The sequence below is a fragment of the Bacillus sp. REN10 genome (assembly GCF_016820555.1).
Taxonomy (GTDB): domain Bacteria; phylum Bacillota; class Bacilli; order Bacillales; family Domibacillaceae; genus Bacillus_CE.
The window spans coordinates 395,606-415,373 of record NZ_JADHDW010000002.1 but is presented as its reverse complement, the minus strand read 5'-3'; the positions used below and the strand labels follow the sequence as shown (position 1 = coordinate 415,373).

At 40.4% G+C, this 19,768-nt stretch carries 16 protein-coding genes; 3 read left to right on the top strand and 13 right to left on the bottom strand.

What is annotated here, in order from left to right; all coding sequences use genetic code 11:
- Positions 1-67 precede the first annotated feature (67 nt).
- Both glpK and IRB43_RS05290 read right to left on the bottom strand, forming a co-directional pair.
- Complete coding sequence (gene glpK, locus IRB43_RS05295) at positions 68-1,561, bottom strand: glycerol kinase GlpK (RefSeq protein ID WP_203362393.1); 1,494 nt, start codon at positions 1,559-1,561, stop codon at positions 68-70.
- A gap of 20 nt (positions 1,562-1,581) precedes the next feature.
- Positions 1,582-2,406 carry an MIP family channel protein gene (locus tag IRB43_RS05290; RefSeq protein ID WP_203362392.1) on the bottom strand — a complete coding sequence of 275 codons (825 nt, stop codon included), beginning with the start codon at positions 2,404-2,406 and terminating at the stop codon, positions 1,582-1,584.
- Between the two features lie 290 nt (positions 2,407-2,696).
- On the opposite strand from IRB43_RS05290, the gene IRB43_RS05285 reads away from it, so the two are divergent.
- Positions 2,697-3,455 (top strand): polyphosphate kinase 2 family protein, encoded by a 759-nt coding sequence (locus tag IRB43_RS05285; protein ID WP_203362391.1) that lies wholly within the window; start codon positions 2,697-2,699, stop codon positions 3,453-3,455.
- Between the two features lie 73 nt (positions 3,456-3,528).
- Here the strand turns inward: IRB43_RS05285 and IRB43_RS05280 are convergent, their stop codons facing one another.
- Positions 3,529-4,083, bottom strand: a complete 555-nt coding sequence (locus tag IRB43_RS05280) for a glycerol-3-phosphate responsive antiterminator (RefSeq protein WP_203362390.1) — start codon at positions 4,081-4,083, stop codon at positions 3,529-3,531.
- Positions 4,084-4,097: 14 nt separating this feature from the next.
- Entirely contained in the window at positions 4,098-5,285 is a 1,188-nt protein-coding gene (locus tag IRB43_RS05275) for an MFS transporter (protein WP_203362389.1), read from the bottom strand.
- A gap of 159 nt (positions 5,286-5,444) precedes the next feature.
- On the opposite strand from IRB43_RS05275, the gene IRB43_RS05270 reads away from it, so the two are divergent.
- Both IRB43_RS05270 and IRB43_RS05265 read left to right on the top strand, forming a co-directional pair.
- Positions 5,445-6,200 (top strand): MerR family transcriptional regulator, encoded by a 756-nt coding sequence (locus tag IRB43_RS05270; RefSeq protein WP_203362388.1) that lies wholly within the window; start codon positions 5,445-5,447, stop codon positions 6,198-6,200.
- A complete protein-coding gene (locus IRB43_RS05265; RefSeq protein WP_203362387.1) occupies positions 6,187-7,923 on the top strand; it encodes an ABC transporter ATP-binding protein in 1,737 nt (578 codons plus the stop codon). Before IRB43_RS05270 ends, IRB43_RS05265 begins: the two co-directional genes overlap by 14 nt.
- Positions 7,924-7,965: 42 nt before the next feature.
- On the opposite strand, the gene IRB43_RS05260 is transcribed toward IRB43_RS05265, so the two are convergent.
- From IRB43_RS05260 to IRB43_RS05220, 9 genes are all read right to left on the bottom strand, one after another.
- A complete protein-coding gene (locus IRB43_RS05260) occupies positions 7,966-8,535 on the bottom strand; it encodes a YdcF family protein (protein WP_203362386.1) in 570 nt (189 codons plus the stop codon).
- 63 nt (positions 8,536-8,598) lie between these two features.
- Entirely contained in the window at positions 8,599-10,467 is a 1,869-nt protein-coding gene (mutL, locus tag IRB43_RS05255) for a DNA mismatch repair endonuclease MutL (RefSeq protein ID WP_203362385.1), read from the bottom strand.
- Positions 10,468-10,489: 22 nt separating this feature from the next.
- Positions 10,490-13,096 (bottom strand): DNA mismatch repair protein MutS, encoded by a 2,607-nt coding sequence (mutS, locus tag IRB43_RS05250; RefSeq protein WP_203362384.1) that lies wholly within the window; start codon positions 13,094-13,096, stop codon positions 10,490-10,492.
- Positions 13,097-13,211: 115 nt separating this feature from the next.
- Positions 13,212-13,745, bottom strand: coding sequence for an outer spore coat protein CotE (gene cotE, locus IRB43_RS05245; protein WP_203362383.1), 534 nt, complete (start codon positions 13,743-13,745; stop codon positions 13,212-13,214).
- Positions 13,746-13,933: 188 nt separating this feature from the next.
- On the bottom strand, positions 13,934-14,365 hold the full coding sequence (locus IRB43_RS05240) for a YlbF/YmcA family competence regulator (RefSeq protein ID WP_203362382.1): 432 nt from the start codon (positions 14,363-14,365) through the stop codon (positions 13,934-13,936).
- A 1-nt stretch (position 14,366) separates the two neighbouring features.
- Positions 14,367-15,911, bottom strand: a complete 1,545-nt coding sequence (gene miaB / locus IRB43_RS05235) for a tRNA (N6-isopentenyl adenosine(37)-C2)-methylthiotransferase MiaB (protein WP_203362381.1) — start codon at positions 15,909-15,911, stop codon at positions 14,367-14,369.
- Between the two features lie 227 nt (positions 15,912-16,138).
- Complete coding sequence (locus IRB43_RS05230; protein WP_203362380.1) at positions 16,139-17,005, bottom strand: 2-oxoacid:ferredoxin oxidoreductase subunit beta; 867 nt, start codon at positions 17,003-17,005, stop codon at positions 16,139-16,141.
- Positions 17,006-18,742 (bottom strand): 2-oxoacid:acceptor oxidoreductase subunit alpha, encoded by a 1,737-nt coding sequence (locus tag IRB43_RS05225; RefSeq protein WP_203362379.1) that lies wholly within the window; start codon positions 18,740-18,742, stop codon positions 17,006-17,008.
- Between the two features lie 88 nt (positions 18,743-18,830).
- Positions 18,831-19,751 (bottom strand): dipeptidase, encoded by a 921-nt coding sequence (locus IRB43_RS05220; RefSeq protein WP_203362378.1) that lies wholly within the window; start codon positions 19,749-19,751, stop codon positions 18,831-18,833.
- Positions 19,752-19,768 lie beyond the last annotated feature (17 nt).

Below are 19,768 nucleotides of genomic sequence, written 5' to 3'. Positions count from 1 at the left end.
CTATGCAGATAGGTCTCTCTCATTCTCTAGACAATTTATTAACTTAACTTCATTATACTATATTTCTTTATATTTTAAAAGCTAAAGTTGCTTCAATCGCTTTTTTCCAGCCATGATATAGTCGATCTCGTTGGCTTTCTTCCATACTCGGGTCGAAGTTCTTCTCAATTTTCCATTGAGCAGAGATTTCACTTCGATCCTTCCAAAAACCGACAGCTAGTCCTGCCAAATAAGCTGCACCAAGAGCCGTCGTTTCATTGATGATTGGACGATCAACAGGTACTTGCAAAATATCACTTTGAAATTGCATTAAGAAATTATTTTTCACCGCGCCACCATCTACCCGAAGCGTTTTCAAGGAAATACCTGAATCAGCTTCCATTGCATCTAGCACATCTTTCGTTTGATAAGCAAGCGCTTCAAGCGTTGCACGGATAAAGTGCTCTTTCGTCGTTCCTCTCGTCAATCCAAATACAGAACCGCGTACTTCACTGTCCCAATAAGGAGTTCCTAGTCCAACAAAGGCCGGTACAACATATACTCCTTCTGTTGATTCGACTCTCTTTGCATACTCTTCACTATCAGGAGATTGCTTAATCATTCTCATCCCATCGCGCAGCCACTGAATCGCCGAACCTGCCACAAAAATACTTCCTTCTAAAGCATATTCGACTTTCCCATCAATGCCCCATGCAATAGTGGTTAATAAGCCGTTTTGAGAGGATACTGCTTTTTCTCCTGTATTCATTAACATGAAACAACCTGTTCCATACGTGTTCTTCGCCATTCCTTCTTCATAACAAGCTTGACCAAATAAAGCCGCCTGCTGGTCTCCCGCGGCCCCAGCAATGGGAACTTCATGACCAAAGAAATGATGCGGAGCTGTTAAGCTGTATACTTCAGAAGAAGGTCTGACTTCCGGAAGCATGGATTTAGGAATAGTTAAAATGCGTAAAATTTCATCGTCCCATTGTAGATCATGAATATTGTACATCAATGTTCGAGAGGCATTCGAATAATCCGTCACATGAGCTTTCCCTCCAGATAACTTCCAGATTAGCCACGTATCAATCGTTCCAAAAAGAAGCTCACCTCTTTCAGCTTTCTCTCGCGCTCCTTCTACATTGTCTAAAATCCATTTCACCTTCGTACCGGAGAAGTAAGCATCGATTAATAAACCAGTTTTCTCACGGAATAATGAATCATAGCCTTGAGCTTTTAATTCTTCGCAAATTTCTGCTGTTTGACGAGATTGCCAAACAATTGCGTTGTAAATCGGACGTCCTGTGTCTTTTTCCCAAACAACCGTTGTCTCGCGCTGATTGGTAATCCCAATCCCAGCGATTTGCTCGGGACTAACGCCGTTTTCAGAAAGCACTGTTGCCATGCAGGCAAGAACAGTTCCCCAAATTTCGTTGGCATTATGCTCGACCCAGCCTGGCTGCGGAAAATGCTGCGTAAACTCTTTTTGAGCCACATGAGCAATTTCACCTTGCTTATTAAACAGAATCGCTCTTGAACTTGTTGTTCCTTGATCTAAAGACAAAATATATTTTTCCATCATACACCCTCCACTTATCTTTAATTACTCGCATCGAGTCGGCTTGTTAACATTTGTCTCTCCTTGCTTAACAAGAAAGCTGCTAATAAAGTAATGGCAGTAACAGCAAGCACAATCAAAAATGTGAGATCAAATTCTCCTTGGAAAGCTCCTTTATAGAAAAGTCCTCCTAATGAGCCCCCTAAAACAGGTCCTACTACCGGAACCCATGCATATCCCCAATTGGATGGGCCTTTACCTGGGATTGGCAATAGGAAATGGGCGATTCGAGGACCGAGATCCCGAGCAGGGTTAATCGCATAACCTGTCGTTCCACCGAGAGATAAACCAATCGCTACAATCAATAATCCTACAATAAATGGATTTAAGCCATCCGTAAACTTATTTGCTCCAATCGATAAAATCCCAACAACTAAAATAAATGTGCCAATGATTTCGCTCATTAAATTAGAAAATGAATGCTTAATAGCTGGTCCCGTGGCAAAAATACCAAGCTTCACCCCTGGATCATCTGTTGCTTTCCAATGAGGTAGGAAATGAAGATAAACGATCGCTGACCCAATAATCGCTCCAATCATTTGCGCTAACATATACGAAGGGACATCACTCCAGGAAAAGTCCCCTGTAAAGGCGAGCGCTAGCGTTACAGCTGGATTCAAATGAGCTCCGCTAAACTGGCCAACTGCATACACAGCCATCGCTACCGCAAGCCCCCAGCCCCAAGTAATCACAATCCAACCCGAACCAAAAGCGTACGATTTCTTTAAGTTAACACTCGCGTTGACACCAGCTCCTAAAATAATTAATAGAGCCGTTCCAATCAATTCTCCCATAAATGGATTCACGACTATGCATTCCCTTCTACATAAAATAAAAAAAGAGAACAAAAAACCACAACTCGTCCCAATATCGGGATTTAGCTGTGACTCTCATTGTTCTCTCTCACAAATTATTAACTTGGCTTTATATTAAATCGTGCTGAAAGCGTTGTCAACATTTTTTCTGATATAAACTAAAAATATGCAAGTACCTTGCTCAGTTTCAGCTCATTTAGAAAAAGAGAATAGGAATATTTTTGAACTTTTCCCTTCAAAATGTTATCATATTCCTAGGATTAAAGAAGGAGAGAAAATAAATGAGCTATTATTTCAATTCAATAGATTTAACCAAACAAATAGAGAGTAAGAAAGACTATAAAAATCAGTTAAAAAAATATCAACAACGTTTATTAAGCTTACAGCAGCTACTTTTCAAAGAAAAAATCGCCTTAATTCTTGTGATGGAAGGTTGGGATGCTGCTGGTAAAGGGGGGGCTATTAAACGAGCTACTGAAAAACTGGACCCTCGTGGTCTTCAAGTGCATCCTATTTCTGCACCAGCTCCTCATGAACTGCGCTATCATTATTTACAGCGTTTTTGGAGAAAAATCCCTCAATATGGTCAAATCGCCATTTTCGACCGTTCCTGGTATGGAAGGGTATTAGTAGAGAGAATAGAAGGCTTCGCTACAAAAGAAGAATGGAAGCGAGCTTATGAAGAAATCAATCACTTCGAACAAGAACTGACAAACGATCACTACATCCTTTCAAAATTCTGGATTCATATTAGCAAAGAAGAACAAGCGAAGCGTTTTGCTGAAAGACAACAAAATCCACTGAAGCGCTGGAAAATCACGGATGAAGATTGGCGCAACCGTGAAAAATGGGATTCGTATGAAAAAGCAGCAGAAGATATGTTTGAAAAAACTAATGTTGAATGGGCACCGTGGCATATCATTCCTGGCAATGATAAAAAATATGCTAGAGTAGCAGTCGCTAAACAAATCGTTGAAGATATCGAAAAGAATTTAACAGCTAGAGGCATTAAGCTGCCAGATTACTCATTATTTGAATAACTCCCATTTAAAAAGCCTGCCCCCACAAGAAAAGGGACAGGCTTTTATCTTATGGTAAATAATACCATTTTTTTTAATAATAAAGCTTCCACAATTCTCGATTAGAGGTCGTAATCGCACATGCTCCTGCTTCAAGAGCCATTTCGACTTCTTTTTGTTCCTCAATTAATCCGCCAGCAAAGATCGGTTTGCCTGTTTTCTCATGCAACGCTTTAATCACTTTCGGCACAACGCCCGGCAACACTTCAATATAATCCGGATCAGTCTTTTCAATTAACTTAATGCTACGGTTTAAAGCACTTGAATCAATAATAAATGCTCTTTGCGTGACATATAAACCTTTTTGCTTCGCTTTAATCAGCGCATTTCCTTTCGTAGAAATAATGCCATATGGCTTCACATATTGAGCAATAAATTCAGCTGCATGCTCATCTGTTGTCAATCCATGAATTAAGTCTAAGTGTAGAAACATCTTTTTCCCTTGCTGGTGAGCATATTCAAATACACTTTTCATCATGCCAACATGAAGGTCAAGGAATACTCCATATTCAAACGGCGTATCTAACATCTTATCAAAATCCTTCATCGTTCGCACAGCAGGCAAAATTTTTTGACCATGAAAGCTCATTTTCATTCTCCTTTTTATTCTGTCATACTCGTTACTTTCTTTTCCGTATGCTGAAAATTGTACACCATAAATAGAGCGGCTAAAAAGAAAAACATGACGCTAATCATCATAAAAAAATTGATTTTCTCAAACATTTGTAGCATTAAGCCCCCTATATATGGACCTGTCAAGCTACCAATACTAAAACTCATGCCACACAATAAATTCCCTGTCGGCAGCAAATGCTTCGGCATTAAGTCCGTCATAAAACTGATGCCTGTACTAAATGTAGAACCAACGACCATTCCAGTCAAAAACATCATGAGTAAAAGAAGATAATAATGGTCAATCACTAAACTAGATACGAAAAATAAGCAGCAACCTACTGTTAAGATTGCTCCTAATACTCGCTTTCTCCCATATTTATCGCTAATCATCCCAAGCGGAAATTGAAACAGAATTCCTCCAGTTGCAAATGTCATCAGCAGGACCGATACTTCTTGAATCGACAAATTACTTCGAACGCCATATATCGGAAATATACCATTTAATGATGATTCGAGGAATCCATACCCGAAAGTGGGCAAAAAGGCGATCCAGCCATAATGTGAAGCTTCTCGAAAACGTTTTAAGGTTTCCATAAATGAATTCGTTTGAATCGACTGCTCCGGAAAATCATTTTTCAACAAAAATAAAAATCCCCAACAAATGAAGCAAAGCACACTCGACACGATAAAAGGCAAGGCTTCATTAAACTTAATTAAGCTAGTCATTAACGGCCCAAGCGCAAAACCAACACCGAAAAATAAACCGTACAATGAAATGTTACGGCCGCGGCGATGTGGTGGTGAAAAAGAGGTAATCCATGTTTGTGTACCGAAATGAAGCGCATGATCTCCTATACCAATCAGCAATCTTAACAAAAACCAAAACCAGTAAGATTGCCATAATGGAAAGCAGAGCAAAGAGATGATCACAAGCAATCCACCGCCAATAATCACAGGTTTATATCCATACTGTCTAAGCGGCTTTTCCATAAAAGGGGAGACGAATAAAATTCCAATATAAAGAGCCGACGCATGCAATCCATTTAAAGAAGCAGAGACCCCTCCCTGCTCAAAAAGAATCGCAATTAACGGCAGCAACATCCCTTGACTAAATCCAGAAATGGCAACAATACTAACTAATATCCAAAAACGGTACTGATCTTTTACTTGTATCATATGTAGCCTCACTACTTTTCCAATTGTTTACTCACCATTGTAAGCGAACGAGACGCATTCGTACAGAGTACTTTTTATTGCCTATTTTATTACTTCCTTCTTGCCCTTCACGTTACGTGATGTTTTATGATAAGGATAATTACTTTTAAGGAGAGATGAATGATGAAAACATACACGATCGGAGAATTTGGAAAACTGACAGGTACATCCGCTCGAACGCTACAATACTATGATGAAATTGGTCTACTAAAAGCTGAGCGAACCGAAGCTGGACACCGCTCGTATAAAGAAGAAGACTTTGCGACGCTCCAAAAAATTATCTCTCTAAAATTTTTAGGATTTTCTCTTGATGAAACGGCCAAGTATCTTTGCAATAAAAACTGGGATATGAAGGATTCCCTTGTGTTTCAGCGAGATATGATGAAGAAAAAGAGAGAACAGTTAGATGATTCTATTCGATTGTTGAATCTAGCGATCGAACAAATTGAGAATAATAACAAACTAGATTCCCAAGTCTATACTTCCATTATTAATAGTGTCCAAATGGAAGAGGCACATAAAGAATGGATGAATTCTCATTGGCCCGAAGAATTAGTTGAACAGCTTTATCGCAGAGTAAAAGAGGATCAAGAAGAATATGAGAAAAAAATGATAGATCTTTTTTCTCGATTTAAAGAAATCATGTTTTCTGATTTTACGAGTCCTCAAGTGGAAAAACTCGTTAAGGAGTTCATTTCTATGGCGAATATTATCGCTGGTGATGACCTTTCCACTTTAGAAAAATTAGCAGAGAAAGATATTCCGTTAGATCCTTGGCTATTTCCTAATCCATTTTCACCTAAAGAAGAGAAATGGCTAGAACAAGTGATGACTTACTACATGGAAAAGGAGGCAGAAAATCATGCAGAAGAGTAATGATGCTAAACAATGGAAAACCTTTTTTCAATTGTTCATACAAAGTAAAATGCCAAAATGGGTGATTATTTTAGCGCTCACTTTAAGCATCATCGAAACCGCTGCCGGATTAGTGGTTCCCTTATTTACCCGCAACTTAGTAGATGGGCTAGCTCAAAATCAATTGCCGCCATCTGTGATCATTTTTTTAGCTGGTAGCTTTTTGTTGCAAACCGTTTCAGGTGGCTTTTCTTTTTATTTGATGAGTTATATTGGCGAATACGTTGTTTCCTCGATTCGAGAGCGCTTATGGAATCAAGTACTCATTCTTCCTGTTGACTATTTTGATCAGCATGAATCAGGTGAGACGATGAGCCGGATCACACAGGATACAAATATTATCAAAACGTTAATTACACAGCATCTCGTCTCTTTTGTCACAGGAATTATATCGGTAATTGGAGCCGTTAGCATTCTATTATTTATCGATTGGAAAATGACGGTAATTATGCTACTAGCCGTTCCGATTGCGATAGTAATCATTGTACCATTAGGGCAGAAAATGTATCGGATTTCTAAAGGTACACAAGAAGAAATGGCTCAGTTTTCAGGAGACCTTGGACGAGTACTTTCCGACATTCGTCTAGTAAAAGCTTATAATGCTGAACATGTTGAAAAAAGCAAAGGGTTAAAACGTATCCAAGGTTTATTTCAATTCGGATTAAAAGAAGCTCGTATTCAAGCCGTCATCTCCCCTTTTATGACGGTAATCATGATGCTTGTTCTTGTTGTCCTAATTGGCTACGGTGGCGTCCGTGTAGCCTCTGGGGAGTTATCAGCTGGTTCACTTGTTGCCATCATCATTTACATGTTTCAAATTGTCATTCCCTTTAGTCAAATGGCTTCTTTTTTTACCTCGTTTCAAAAAGCGATGGGAGCAACCGAACGAATTCAAGAAATTTTGTCTTTACCGACGGAAGCAGAAGATATTGGTCTTCCGATAAAAGAGGCTTCAACGGATCTCGTGCTAAAAGATTTGTCATTTAGTTACAGTGGAGATAAGCCTGTATTAAAGCAGTTTAATCTTCATATACCTGCCGGAAAAACAACTGCTTTCGTCGGACCGAGCGGCAGTGGGAAAACGACGTTATTTGCCTTGTTGGAGCGTTTTTATCATCCAGACAACGGGCAAATCCTACTAAAAGATACTCCAATTCATGAGTTTCAGCTAGAAAACTGGCGAAATCAAATCGGCTATGTGTCGCAAGAAAGTCCCATTATGTCAGGAACCATTCTTGAAAATATTTGCTATGGGATAGAAGATCAAGTGTCGTTGGAAGAGGTGAAACGAGTGGCGCAGCTTGCCAATGCTGATGAATTCATTGAACGCTTACCCGATCAATATGATACCGAGGTAGGTGAGCGTGGGATGAAGCTGTCAGGTGGTCAGCGACAAAGAATTGCCATCGCTCGCGCCTTTATGAGAAACCCGAAAATTTTGCTTCTTGATGAAGCAACATCCAACCTAGACAGCGCCTCTGAACGACTTGTGCAAAAAGCGTTGGATCAATTGATGAGCGGACGAACAACGCTTGTAATCGCTCATCGCCTCTCGACAATCGTCAATGCCGACCAAATTGTCGTCATCGAAAACGGACAAATCACCGGAACAGGTACACATGATACACTATATGATCAACACTCGCTCTACCGAAAACTATCCAACCAACAATTTAACAACTAAAACGTATGAATGCAGTGAGGTACCCCACTGCGTTCAATGATGTTATTTTCCAGTAAGAAACATTTTAGTGATAGCTGCAAATTCTCTTATGTATGCTTGTACTTTCGTAATTTCCGGTGTAGGAGCAGCGAGCGTATATGCTTTGAGCCCTTGTTGTTCTGCCAGTTTCTTAGCCCGATATAAGTGAAAATCACTTGTAACGATCACCGCTTCTTTAATCTTAAATTTCTTTTTGGAAAAAATAATATTTTCATAGGTAGAAGTCGATTCATCTTCTACTAATATTTTGTCTTTCGGTATGCCGTTTTCAATAAAAAACCGTTTCATTGCTTCCGCTTCAGTGATCTCTTCTCCAGGTCCTTGTCCGCCGGATACGATCACTTTCGATTGCGGATTTTTCTTTAAATAATCAAGTGCTGTGTTCACACGATATTGCAGGCTTAACGACATTTCCGTCCCATTTACTTTCGCCCCAAGCACAAGAAGATGTGCCGCATTTGCGGGAGGCTTTTCAGCAGCTGTTGCTTTCATTTGCTGATAGTAATAGGTACATAACCCAATCGGCACTAATACGAACAAACTGCCTATCACCCATAGCTTGCGAATGAGCATGACATCCCCCTTTACTATTATATATTTTCATTCACGCAGCGGAGTTTCCTCGCTGCGTGAACATTACATAATGCGTTTAAACATTTTTTCCAACTCGTAAGTCGAGTAATGAATAATAATCGGTCGGCCATGGGGACATGTAAAGGGATCAGAGCTTTGCCTTAAATCATCAAGCAGCTGTTGAATTTCATCTTGTCTTAAGTGATGATTGGCTTTGATGGATGCTTTGCAGCTCATCATAATTGCCGCTTCTTCCCGCAACTTTTTAATATCCACTTGCTTCATCGATAATAATTGCTCGATCATTTCTTCAATGATCACTTGCTCTTCCCCTTTTGGGAACCATTGCGGATGAGAGCGGACAATGAACGCCCGATCACCGAACGGTTCTAAGAAGATGCCGACTTCCTCTAATGGCTCGATGTACTGCGAAATTTTGATGCAATCATCTGCTGAATATTCCAATGTTAATGGCATGAGCATATCTTGTAGCTCTTTTTCAACTTGCCCTACCTTTTCTCGAAAGTATTCATATTTCAGTCTTTCTTGAGCGGCATGCTGATCGATCATATATAGTCCCTTTTCGTTTTGAGCAAAAATGTATGTCCCGTGCATTTGACCGATCGGATAAAGCGGCGGAATGCGGCTTTCCATTGGCTTACTTTCTACTGCCGATTCTTCCTCCCCCTCATCCTCACTGATGAAACATCTGCTGTCTTCTTTTGTCACAAAGTAATCTGCACTCGCTGTTGGCTCTTCACTAAAAGCATACATCGGCTCGCTTGCGGCGGGCCCTCCTTGTTGTAAAAAAACAAAAGGCTTCTCTTCTTTTACTGGACTTTCTACTTCCGCATTGACAGGCGGGTCGAGATGATCAAGCGTCAACGTTTGCTGCTCAGATGGAACGCGCACCTTTTTTAGAGTCGGAGCAGCACTTGGGATCAATGTTTCTTTTTTGAAAGCTTGTTGAACCGCCGCTGTAATTAATTCGATTAATTGCTGTTCTTTACTAAAGCGAACTTCTAATTTAGACGGGTGGACATTGACATCGACTAACAGCGGGTCCATTTTAATATTAACTAAAGCAATCGGATAGCGTCCGATTGGAAGAAGAGTATGATAGCCTTCTAAAACAGCTCTGACTAATCCATAATTTTTAATAAAACGGCCATTAACCATCAGCGACATATAGTTTCTCGAAGCTCGTGTCACTTCCGGAAGCGCCAGCCAGCCGTCTATTTCAAAATCAAGCGAAGAAGCGGTTAAAGGTACCATTTTTTTCGCTATATTGACTCCATAAATGGCGGCTAACACTTGTCTGACATCACCGTTGCCTGTCGTATGCAACAATTCTCGCCCATTATGGCGGAGACGAATGGAGACTTCCGGGTGAGCTAAAGCTAGCCGATTGACGACATCGGTAATATTTCCGAGCTCGGTATGAATCGTTTTCATATATTTTAATCTAGCAGGCGTATTGAAAAATAAATGAGATACTTTAATGTCTGTCCCTTTCCGGCTGTTAGCTTGAAGATGTTCCGTCACTACACCGCCTGAAAGCACAATCTTTGAGCCTGCTCCTTCTCCTGTACCAGTCGCCATTTCTAATTGTGAGACCGATGCGATACTTGGTAATGCCTCACCTCGAAAACCGAGGGTGCGAATGCGGAACAGATCATTTTCATCTTTAATTTTACTTGTCGCATGACGGGCAAAGGCAGTCAGTACATCGTCTCGTTCAATCCCATTTCCATTATCAACGATGCGAATGCTCTCAAGTCCCGCTTCCTCGACATCGATTTCAATGACCGTACTCTGGGCATCAATGGAGTTTTCCACTAATTCTTTCACAACAGATGCCGGCCGCTCCACTACTTCTCCAGCTGCAATTTTATTAGATAACAGGTCATCTAACAGAATGATTTTCCCCATTGTCGTCACCCTCTTTCACCGGTTATTTTTTCACTTTTTTCTGCAGAGCATAAAGAGCATTCATCGCATCTAGTGGCGTCATTTCCAGTAAATCAAAGTTTTTTAATTCCTCAATAGTCTTGCTTTCTTTTGACTTCGGTTCAGGTGAAGAAGCTACCTCTTCTTGAAAGAACGATAATTGAGCTGGTTCGTCTGTTTGCACTGCGATGTTTGCTTCCTTGATTTGCTGAAGGTTCAAACGATTTTCTTGCTGTTGTCCTTTTGCTTCCAACCCTTTTAAAATAGCATTTGCCCGGTTAATTAATTCTTTCGGGAGCTCGGCTAATTCAGCTACATGGATACCATAACTTTTATCAGCTGCGCCTTCTTTTATTTTATGCAAAAATACGACTCTTCCATTTTGTTCGACCGCTTGAACATGAACATTCTTTAATTGTGTTAATTCTTCTTCTAATACCGTCAATTCATGATAATGAGTGGAGAACAGTGTTTTCGCTCCAATTTTGTCATGAATATACTCGATGATCGCTTGAGCTAACGCCATGCCATCGTAAGTGGACGTTCCGCGCCCGATTTCATCGAATAAAATTAATGAGCGATTCGTGGCATGAGTAATTGCGTTTTTCGCCTCTAACATTTCAACCATAAAGGTACTTTGACCGGAAATCAAATCATCTGCCGCTCCAATTCTCGTAAATACTTGATCGAAAATAGGGAGCTCAGCTTTCGTAGCTGGCACAAAACAGCCGATTTGAGCTAAAATAGCTGTTAATGCCACTTGCCTCATGTATGTGCTTTTCCCAGACATATTAGGCCCTGTAATGAGGAGCATTTCTCTTTCTTCATTCATGTCACAATCATTCGGCACATACTCCTGAGAATCCATCACTTTCTCTACAACTGGGTGGCGACCGTCTTTTAAAACTAATTCCCGGCCGTTTGTCAGCACAGGTCGCACATAGCGACGCATTTCACTCACTGTTGCAAAGCATTGCAGAACGTCAAGCTCACTGACTAAATGAGAAAGCTGTTGAAGCCGAGGAATGTACTCCTTCACACGTTCTCTTAATTGTAAAAATAGCGCATATTCCAGCTCGACCATTTTTTCATTCGCCTGTAAGATCATCGCTTCTTTTTCTTTTAACTCCGGCGTGATGAACCGTTCGCAGTTAGCTAACGTCTGCTTTCGTTCGTAACGACTGTCGTCGAGCGCAGCGAGATTCGCTTTCGTAATTTCAATATAATAGCCAAAAATACGATTGTAACCGATTTTCAAAGACTTAATACCCGTCCGTTCCTTTTCCTCCCGTTCTAAGTTAGCAATCCATGTTTTACCATTCCGACTCGCATCACGATACGTATCGAGTTCAGCATGAAAGCCTTCTTGAATCATGCCTCCTTCTTTAATCGTCAATGGGGGGTGATCTACCAACGCTCTTTCTAGCAAATCGGTCAATTCTTCACAAGGATCAATTTTCTCGGCCAGTTCATGCATTTCTATAGTGTTAATTTGAGAAAGTATTTGCTTTAAAAGTGGAATTTGCTGCAATGATTTTTTTAATTGAACGAGATCGCGCCCGTTCACGTTGCCAAAGGCGACTCTTCCGGCTAGACGCTCTAAATCATACACTTCCTTTAATTGTTCACGAAGCTCCTGACGCTCAAAGAAGGACGTAATGAATGTTTGTACCATCGTTAAACGTCGCTCGATTTGATCTTTTTGGATCAGCGGCCGGTCGATCCATTGCTTGAGCAACCGTCCTCCCATCGCCGTCATCGTCTCATCGAGAAGCCAAAGCAATGAGCCTTTCTTTCCTTTAGAGCGAATGGTTTCGGTGAGTTCCAGGTTGCGCTTTGAATACTGGTCGATTCGCATAAACTGATGAACATTATACGGTTCAACCGGCTGCAAATGATCTAAACTTCTCTTTTGGGTGCGATGTAAATAAGAGAATAGCAAGGAAACGACTTGTCTAAGCTCCGCTTGATTGACCTTTTTCATTAATGAAAGAAAGGCATCTTGTTCAGTATTCTCTCCTTCAACGGAAAGTGTGGCGGATAATCGCTCTTTTAATTGCCGTTGCACTGCCGCATCAAGATCCGCTTGAATGACAATTTCTTTCACTTGTAAAGTCGCTAATTCATTCATAACTTCATCTAATGAGGATAAAGAAGTCACTTTATTTTCTCCAGTGGATAAGTCGCTGGCAGCTAGCCCATACGTTGGATTAGAGAATTGCAACGCCGCCAAATAGTTATTTTCCTTATCTTGAAGCCCTTTTCCTTCCATGACGGTTCCAGGTGTAATTAATTGCACCACTTCACGGCGAACGACACCTTTTGCTTGCTTTGGATCTTCTGTTTGCTCACAAATCGCTACTTTATAACCTAAATCGATGAGTTGTTCAATATAACCTGCCGCTGAATGGTACGGAACACCGCACATAGGGATCTTTTCTGTTCCCCCTCCCTCCCTGCTCGTTAACGTAATTTCTAGCAGTTGGCTCGCTTTTGTGGCATCTTCAAAGAACATTTCATAAAAATCGCCTAAACGGAAAAATAAAAAGGCATCTTGATATTCTGCCTTGACTTTTAAATATTGTTGGATCATTGGGGTATATTGCTTCATTTAATTCCAATCCCTTTCCACGTTACCTATCTGTTTTCAAATTACCATTATATCATAACCATTATCGTGAAACAGAAAAAAAGTGCCGGCCATATTTTTCGGCCCGCACTGGTGATTAATGTTCATGTTCATCATCAAGAAATGATGTATCCAAGTCATCATAGTCATCATCAAAATCGCAATCCCAATCATCTTCACAGCCATGCGGATGAACCGCTACACAAATTTTTGTTTCGCCAACCACCTCAACTAAAAATTCTCTCTCTACATGCACAACGATTTTATTTCCGTGCTTCGAAATGACAGCTTCACAACAATTTGGTTGCTGTAACACTCTTGCTAGCACTTCATTATCGTCAAAGCAATGCTCATCACGATATTTCAGTTTAATGACATCTCTGTAGTCCACTTTCTCTGTGACAACAGATGTTTTCGTGTTATCGTGATGAGAATACCAGACGTTAATCTCATATGTGCCGTGCACTTCTACTGTTTTTCCGACCTTTTTGGCTTTATACTCATGGTTAATGATCCAGCAGCCTAAAATGCTCGATGGATGGTGCGGCGGACAAATCGTGTGATGAGACTGAGTAAACTTACGGCCTTTGGCAACGACCGACTTTGTTATAATCTCCCTATATTCTGCCATTCGAGCGTACCTCCTCGCTTGTTCTCCATTTATCCTATGCAGAAAAAGCAAGACATGTGCCTAGCAGAAATAAAAATTATTTGAACAGAAAGTGGCGTTCATAACGAGTTTGCACAAGTGAATAAATTTAAAACAAAAAAGGGATTGCTCTTTTTTACGAGCAAGTCCCTTTATCATATATAGTTCGATTAACTGCAGCTTCCCGGCTGGCTGTTTTTCACTTGCGCCCCTGTCTCACCTCGAAGCAAGTCTCCACCAGTGGTTTCAATAATACGGTCCGTCACAGTGTTAGAAATGGCAGAAGCGACAATTTGCAAAATTTCATTCACTTCTACTTGTGATTCTTTAAATTGTTGCACCACAGGAATTTCATCTAACTCCTGCTCGATTTTCGCCATTTTGTCTTCTACCATTTTTAACGCTTCTGTCTTTCCATAATGCTGAAAGTTTACCGCTTGTTTTTGCAAGCTTTTTAAGCTGGCGATTTTTTCGCGAACCTTTTGATTTTCATGAATTTTTGCTTCTGCTTCTTTAAAGAACGCTACTTCCTCTGTTTCAGAAATCATTTGAGCAAGTTCTTTTGCGCGTGCCAAAATATCATCTTTCGTATATACTGCCATATCAGTTCACCTCTGCCATTGTATGTTCTTCTACCATTTCACCATTTAAGGACCATGTTTTCGCTTCTGTAATCTTTACTTTAACAATTTTTCCAATCGCTGTTTTTGGTCCTTTAAAGTTTACGAGCTTATTTTTATTTGTATAGCCAGCTAGGATATCAGGATTGTTCTTACTTTCACCTTCTACTAGCACTTCAACAACTTGATCTTGATACTGTTTCATTGCTTTAGCTGATAGCTCGTTCACTAACGCATTTAAACGTTGTAGGCGCTCTTTCTTTACTTCCATTGGAACATTGTCTTTCATTTTTGCAGCTGGCGTTCCTTCTCGCGGAGAGTAGATAAATGTATAAGCCGATTCAAAGCCTACTTCCCGATAAAGCGATAATGTTTCTTCAAATTGCTCTTCTGTTTCATTTGGATAACCAACAATAATATCCGTTGTTAACGCCACATCTGGAATGGCTGCTTTAATTTTACGAACAAGCTCTAAAAATTGCTCACGGTTGTATTTGCGCGCCATGATCTTCAATATTTCCGAAGAACCTGATTGCACTGGTAAATGAATGTGATCCATTAAATTGCCTTTCTTCGCTAATACTTCAATTAAATGATCATCGAAGTCACGCGGATGACTCGTTGTAAAACGAACACGCGGAATATCAATTTTGCGGATTTCATCCATTAAATCGCCCAGTCCGTATTTAATATCTTCAAAGTCTTTTCCGTACGCATTGACGTTTTGCCCTAGAAGCGTAATTTCTTGATAACCTTGAGCCGCTAAGTGACGCACTTCTTGAATAATTTCTTCCGGGCGACGGCTTCTTTCTTTGCCTCGTGTATAAGGGACGATACAATATGTGCAAAACTTATCACAGCCGTACATAATATTAACCCAAGCTTTAATATTGCCTCGACGCACTTTCGGAAGATTTTCAATGACATCTCCCTCTTTAGACCACACTTCAACAACCATTTCTTTCGATTTATAAGCTTCGTCTAAAATCTCCGGCAAGCGGTGAATATTATGCGTACCAAAGATCATATCGACATGCTGATACGTTTTTAAAATTTTGTTAACAACCGACTCTTCTTGCGACATACATCCGCAAACACCTAATAATAAATCTGGTCGCTCTTGCTTTAAGCCTTTAAAATGGCCTAATTCACCAAACACCTTATTTTCAGCATTTTCACGAATAGCGCATGTATTTAATAAAACGACGTTGGCGTCATCGACAGAATCCGTAGCTTCATAGCCTAACGCTAAAAAGATACCAGCCATGACTTCTGTGTCATGCTCATTCATTTGGCAGCCATATGTGCGGATATAGAATTTGCGTCCTTCGCCCATTCCTCGAAATCTCTCATCAATTTTGAAGTCATTATGATACTTGACTTCCTCTTTTCCGCGTTTTTTCGCCTCCTTTAAGGATGGCGGCTGATACACTGATTCGAAATATTTACTATAATCCTTTTCGGATTTTTTGTCCGTTGGATTATTTTCACTCACTTGTTGTCCATGCTTGCGTTGTTCTTCGTTCATTTTATTTCTCCTTTCCTTTGCTGCTGCTAAGCAAAAAGAAACTACATTTGTAATGCGTACACATTATTTTAGTATATAATACAACAAACGAAAGAACAACTAGACGCGTTCAATATGCATGAAAGTGTCAAAAAGCATTTGTTTTTGATTCATTTTATCAATAAAAAGAGGGTGACGTTCAAAAGACCAGTTTTCATCGACCTTTTGACTCACCCTCTTTTTTTTCATTACATAAATTCTTTCACAAGCTTATCAAAATAAGCATCTTCTAATTTCAAATCTTGAGCCGTTAACGGTTCATCAGAATAGCCGTATACAAGTTCTTGGTAAGACGGTTTCTCTTTATTTTGATAAATAATTCCCGTTACAAGACTATCATGCTTCATTAATGTATTCATTGCTAATTCACGATCAGAAGGATCATACCCTTCAATCGTTGATAATTTTGTTAAATGTTCTTTAAACCAGTCATACGTATTAATTTTATTATAAGTCACGCATGGGCTGAATACATTAATAATAGAGAAGCCTTTATGCTCAATCCCCGCTTCAATGATCGCTGTTAACTCTTTTAAATCGGTGGAAAAGCTTTGAGCAACAAATGTCGCACCACTCGTAATGGCCAGCTCCATTGGGGAAAGCGCACTTTCAATCGCCCCTTTTGGCGTAGATTTTGTTTTGAATCCTTCAGCTGAACGCGGAGATGTTTGCCCTTTTGTTAATCCATAAATTTGATTATCCATAACAATATAAGTTAAATCAATATTACGGCGCATCGCATGAATCGTGTGCCCCATACCAATGGCAAAGCCATCACCATCTCCACCTGAAGCGATTACTGTTAAATCTTTATTCGCCATTTTCACCCCTTGGGCAATCGGGAGAGCGCGTCCATGAATTCCATGCAGCCCGTAAGAATTAATATATCCTGAAATACGACCAGAGCACCCAATCCCTGAAATGACAGCCAGCTTTTCAGGCGTTAAGCCGACATTGGCTGCTGCACGCTGAATCGCCGCCTGTACAGAAAAGTCACCGCAACCTGGGCACCAGTTTGGTTTCACATTATTTCGAAAGTCTTTAAACGTCGCCATTTAAAACAACTCCTTGCTGCTTGTATAAATATGATGCGGCTGGAATGGGTTTCCGTCATATTTGCACAAACTTTTAATTTTTTGTGGGTGGCCTACGTTCATTTTAATAATATTAGCAAGCTGACCTGTTGCATTGTTTTCTACTACTAACACATGTTTCGTTGATTCAATTAAAGGTAAGACTTCCTCTGTCGGGAACGGATGAATCAGGCGAATTTGCGCATGGTTCACTTTAATTCCGTCTTTCTCTAGCCGCTCAACTGCTTCTTCAATCGCTCCTCGAGTAGAATTAAAGCCAATTAACAATAAATCAGACTGTTCATGTTTTGCATTTTTATAAACAGGTGTTTTAAAGGATAGCTCGTTCAGTTTGCGCATGCGCTTGTCCATTTGCGCTTGGCGATTAGACGGAGATTCAGACGGCTTTCCTGTCTCATCATGCTCAACGCCTGTTACATGGTGAATACCATGCTTCATGCCGGGAATCACACGAGGAGAAACTCCATCCTCTGTCACTTCATAACGTTTAAAATACGTCTTTTCTTCTACTTCAGGCAGTTCGCCTTGAATCAATTTTCCGCGGCGAATGTCTACTTTGCTATAATCAAGCGGTTCAACCGTTTGTTTCCCTAATGACAGTTGTAAATCAGATAAGATAATAACCGGACATTGGTATTCTTCCGCTAAGTTAAAAGCCTCTACCGTGTCAAAGAAGGCTTCCTCTACTGTACTTGGCGCAAGAACGATCTTTGGAATTTCTCCATGCGTTCCGTAAATCATTGCCATTAAATCCGATTGTTCTTGCTTCGTCGGCAACCCTGTTGATGGGCCGCCGCGTTGCGTATCAACCACAACAAGCGGTGTTTCGGTCATTCCTGCTAGTCCAATCGCTTCCATCATCAGTGAAAGACCAGGTCCTGCAGAAGCGGTAAAGGAACGAATGCCTCCATAGTTCGCACCGATGGCCATCGTTGCTGCTGCAATCTCATCCTCCGTTTGGATAACGGTTCCACCGACATCCGGTAGTTTTTCAATTAAATACTCCATAATTTCAGAAGCAGGTGTAATCGGATAAGCCGCCATTAAGCGAACGCCGCCCGCAAGTGCCCCAAGAGCGATCGCATCGTTACCGATCATAAACATTCTTTGCTTGCCATCCGCTTGTTTCAGCTGCAGAACGCCTTCTTTTCCATTTAGTTGGTCCAACATATAACGGTGGCCTGCTTGGATCGCTTCCATATTCTTTTGGACAACTGCTTCACCTTTACGTCCAAAGATTTCTTGCACCACACCTGTGAACACTTGAACATCTATGTTAATCACAGCGCAAGTTGCTCCTACAGCCACCATATTTTTCATGAGTGATGTTCCAAGTGCTGTCGCCATTTCCGTAAATGGCACAACATACAGCTCTGCCTTTGTATCCTCTGGCTTTACAGGATTAAACTTCGCATCTGCCAAAATAATACCTTGATCGTGCAATTCCTTATAGTTCACATCAATGGTTTCCTGATCAAATGCCACCAATATATCAAGATCATCCGCTACTGCACGAACAGGAGTCGTACTCACGCGAATTTTATTGTTCGTATGCCCGCCTTTAATTCTCGATGAAAAGTGACGATATCCATATAAAAAATAGCCTAAGCGATTTAAAGCCATAGAGAAAATCTCTCCGGTGCTTTCAATCCCTTCTCCTTGCTGTCCTCCAACTTTCCAAGAAAGCTGCTCTATCATTGAACAAACACTCCTTTAATACGCTTCTTTCTTCACTAAACTAGTGTATCACTTTTGAGAAGAAATCACTAACTTTATACTTGCTCGTTTAGTTTGGAAATCTACGTGCGAAATTATAAAAAAGAAATTTTTCTGTTTGTTTTGAAGAATAATACTTGTTAAGTAATTCTCCCCATTTTTCATAAGCTTGGTAAGAAGTTAAACCGGGAATCGTTTCATCAATTCCATCAAAGTCGGAACCAAATCCAAGATGTTCCTCCCCGCCAAGCTCGCAAATATATTCGACATGCTTTAATAAATCATCTGCTGTTGCTTTCCTTCCCTCTTTCACAAAGAAAGGAACAAATGTTAAACCTATTACACCATCTTTTTCAATGATTGCCTTGATTTGTTCATCCTTTAAGTTTCTTGGATGCGGACAAAGCTGATAACAATTCGAATGACTTGCAATCGGCAAATGAGCAACTGTCATCACATCCCAAAATGCGCGCTCACATAAATGAGACACATCCGTCCATATAGCCCACTGATTAAGTTTCTCTACCACTTGTATGCCAAATGCTGATAAACCTGCTCCTCTTTTCTCTAAAACTCCATCTGCTGCAGCATTGGCATAGTTCCAAGTTAATCCAACGGAACGAACTCCAAGATGATATAAAGTACTTAATTTTAATACATCTTCTTCAATCGCTTCACAGCCTTCAAGTGTTAACACGACGCCAATGTCTTCTTCGGCTAAATGTAGAATATCTTCCCTCGATTTGACTATTTTTATATCAGGATGAGGCTTAACAATTGTCTCATAAAATAAATCCACTTGCTCTAATGCTGCCCGAAATCGTTCAGACGGCTTTAATGCAGGAGAGAGGAAAATAGCAAAACATTGAACTTTGCTTCTTGCTTTCTTTAACTGCTCATATGTAATATGTAATTCCCAATTTCGTTGAAAACTTAGTCCTTTTTCATTCTGAAGCCGATAAAGAACATCACAGTGAGCATCAAAAATCATTTTCCTCCCCCTTTAAT

Excerpts from the sequence above, each read along its gene's own strand:
- IRB43_RS05270 (WP_203362388.1), top strand. The coding sequence starts at position 5,445 with ATGATGAAAACATACACGATCGGAGAATTTGGAAAACTGACAGGTACA.
- glpK (WP_203362393.1), bottom strand. The coding sequence starts at position 1,561 with ATGGAAAAATATATTTTGTCTTTAGATCAAGGAACAACAAGTTCAAGA.
- cotE (WP_203362383.1), bottom strand. The coding sequence starts at position 13,745 with ATGGCAGAATATAGGGAGATTATAACAAAGTCGGTCGTTGCCAAAGGC.
- IRB43_RS05225 (WP_203362379.1), bottom strand. The coding sequence starts at position 18,742 with ATGATAGAGCAGCTTTCTTGGAAAGTTGGAGGACAGCAAGGAGAAGGG.
- mutL (WP_203362385.1), bottom strand. The coding sequence starts at position 10,467 with ATGGGGAAAATCATTCTGTTAGATGACCTGTTATCTAATAAAATTGCA.
- mutS (WP_203362384.1), bottom strand. The coding sequence starts at position 13,096 with ATGAAGCAATATACCCCAATGATCCAACAATATTTAAAAGTCAAGGCA.
- IRB43_RS05285 (WP_203362391.1), top strand. The coding sequence starts at position 2,697 with ATGAGCTATTATTTCAATTCAATAGATTTAACCAAACAAATAGAGAGT.
- IRB43_RS05275 (WP_203362389.1), bottom strand. The coding sequence starts at position 5,285 with ATGATACAAGTAAAAGATCAGTACCGTTTTTGGATATTAGTTAGTATT.
- IRB43_RS05260 (WP_203362386.1), bottom strand. The coding sequence starts at position 8,535 with ATGCTCATTCGCAAGCTATGGGTGATAGGCAGTTTGTTCGTATTAGTG.
- IRB43_RS05265 (WP_203362387.1), top strand. The coding sequence starts at position 6,187 with ATGCAGAAGAGTAATGATGCTAAACAATGGAAAACCTTTTTTCAATTG.
- IRB43_RS05240 (WP_203362382.1), bottom strand. The coding sequence starts at position 14,365 with ATGGCAGTATATACGAAAGATGATATTTTGGCACGCGCAAAAGAACTT.
- IRB43_RS05220 (WP_203362378.1), bottom strand. The coding sequence starts at position 19,751 with ATGATTTTTGATGCTCACTGTGATGTTCTTTATCGGCTTCAGAATGAA.
- IRB43_RS05280 (WP_203362390.1), bottom strand. The coding sequence starts at position 4,083 with ATGAGCTTTCATGGTCAAAAAATTTTGCCTGCTGTGCGAACGATGAAG.
- IRB43_RS05230 (WP_203362380.1), bottom strand. The coding sequence starts at position 17,005 with ATGGCGACGTTTAAAGACTTTCGAAATAATGTGAAACCAAACTGGTGC.
- miaB (WP_203362381.1), bottom strand. The coding sequence starts at position 15,911 with ATGAACGAAGAACAACGCAAGCATGGACAACAAGTGAGTGAAAATAAT.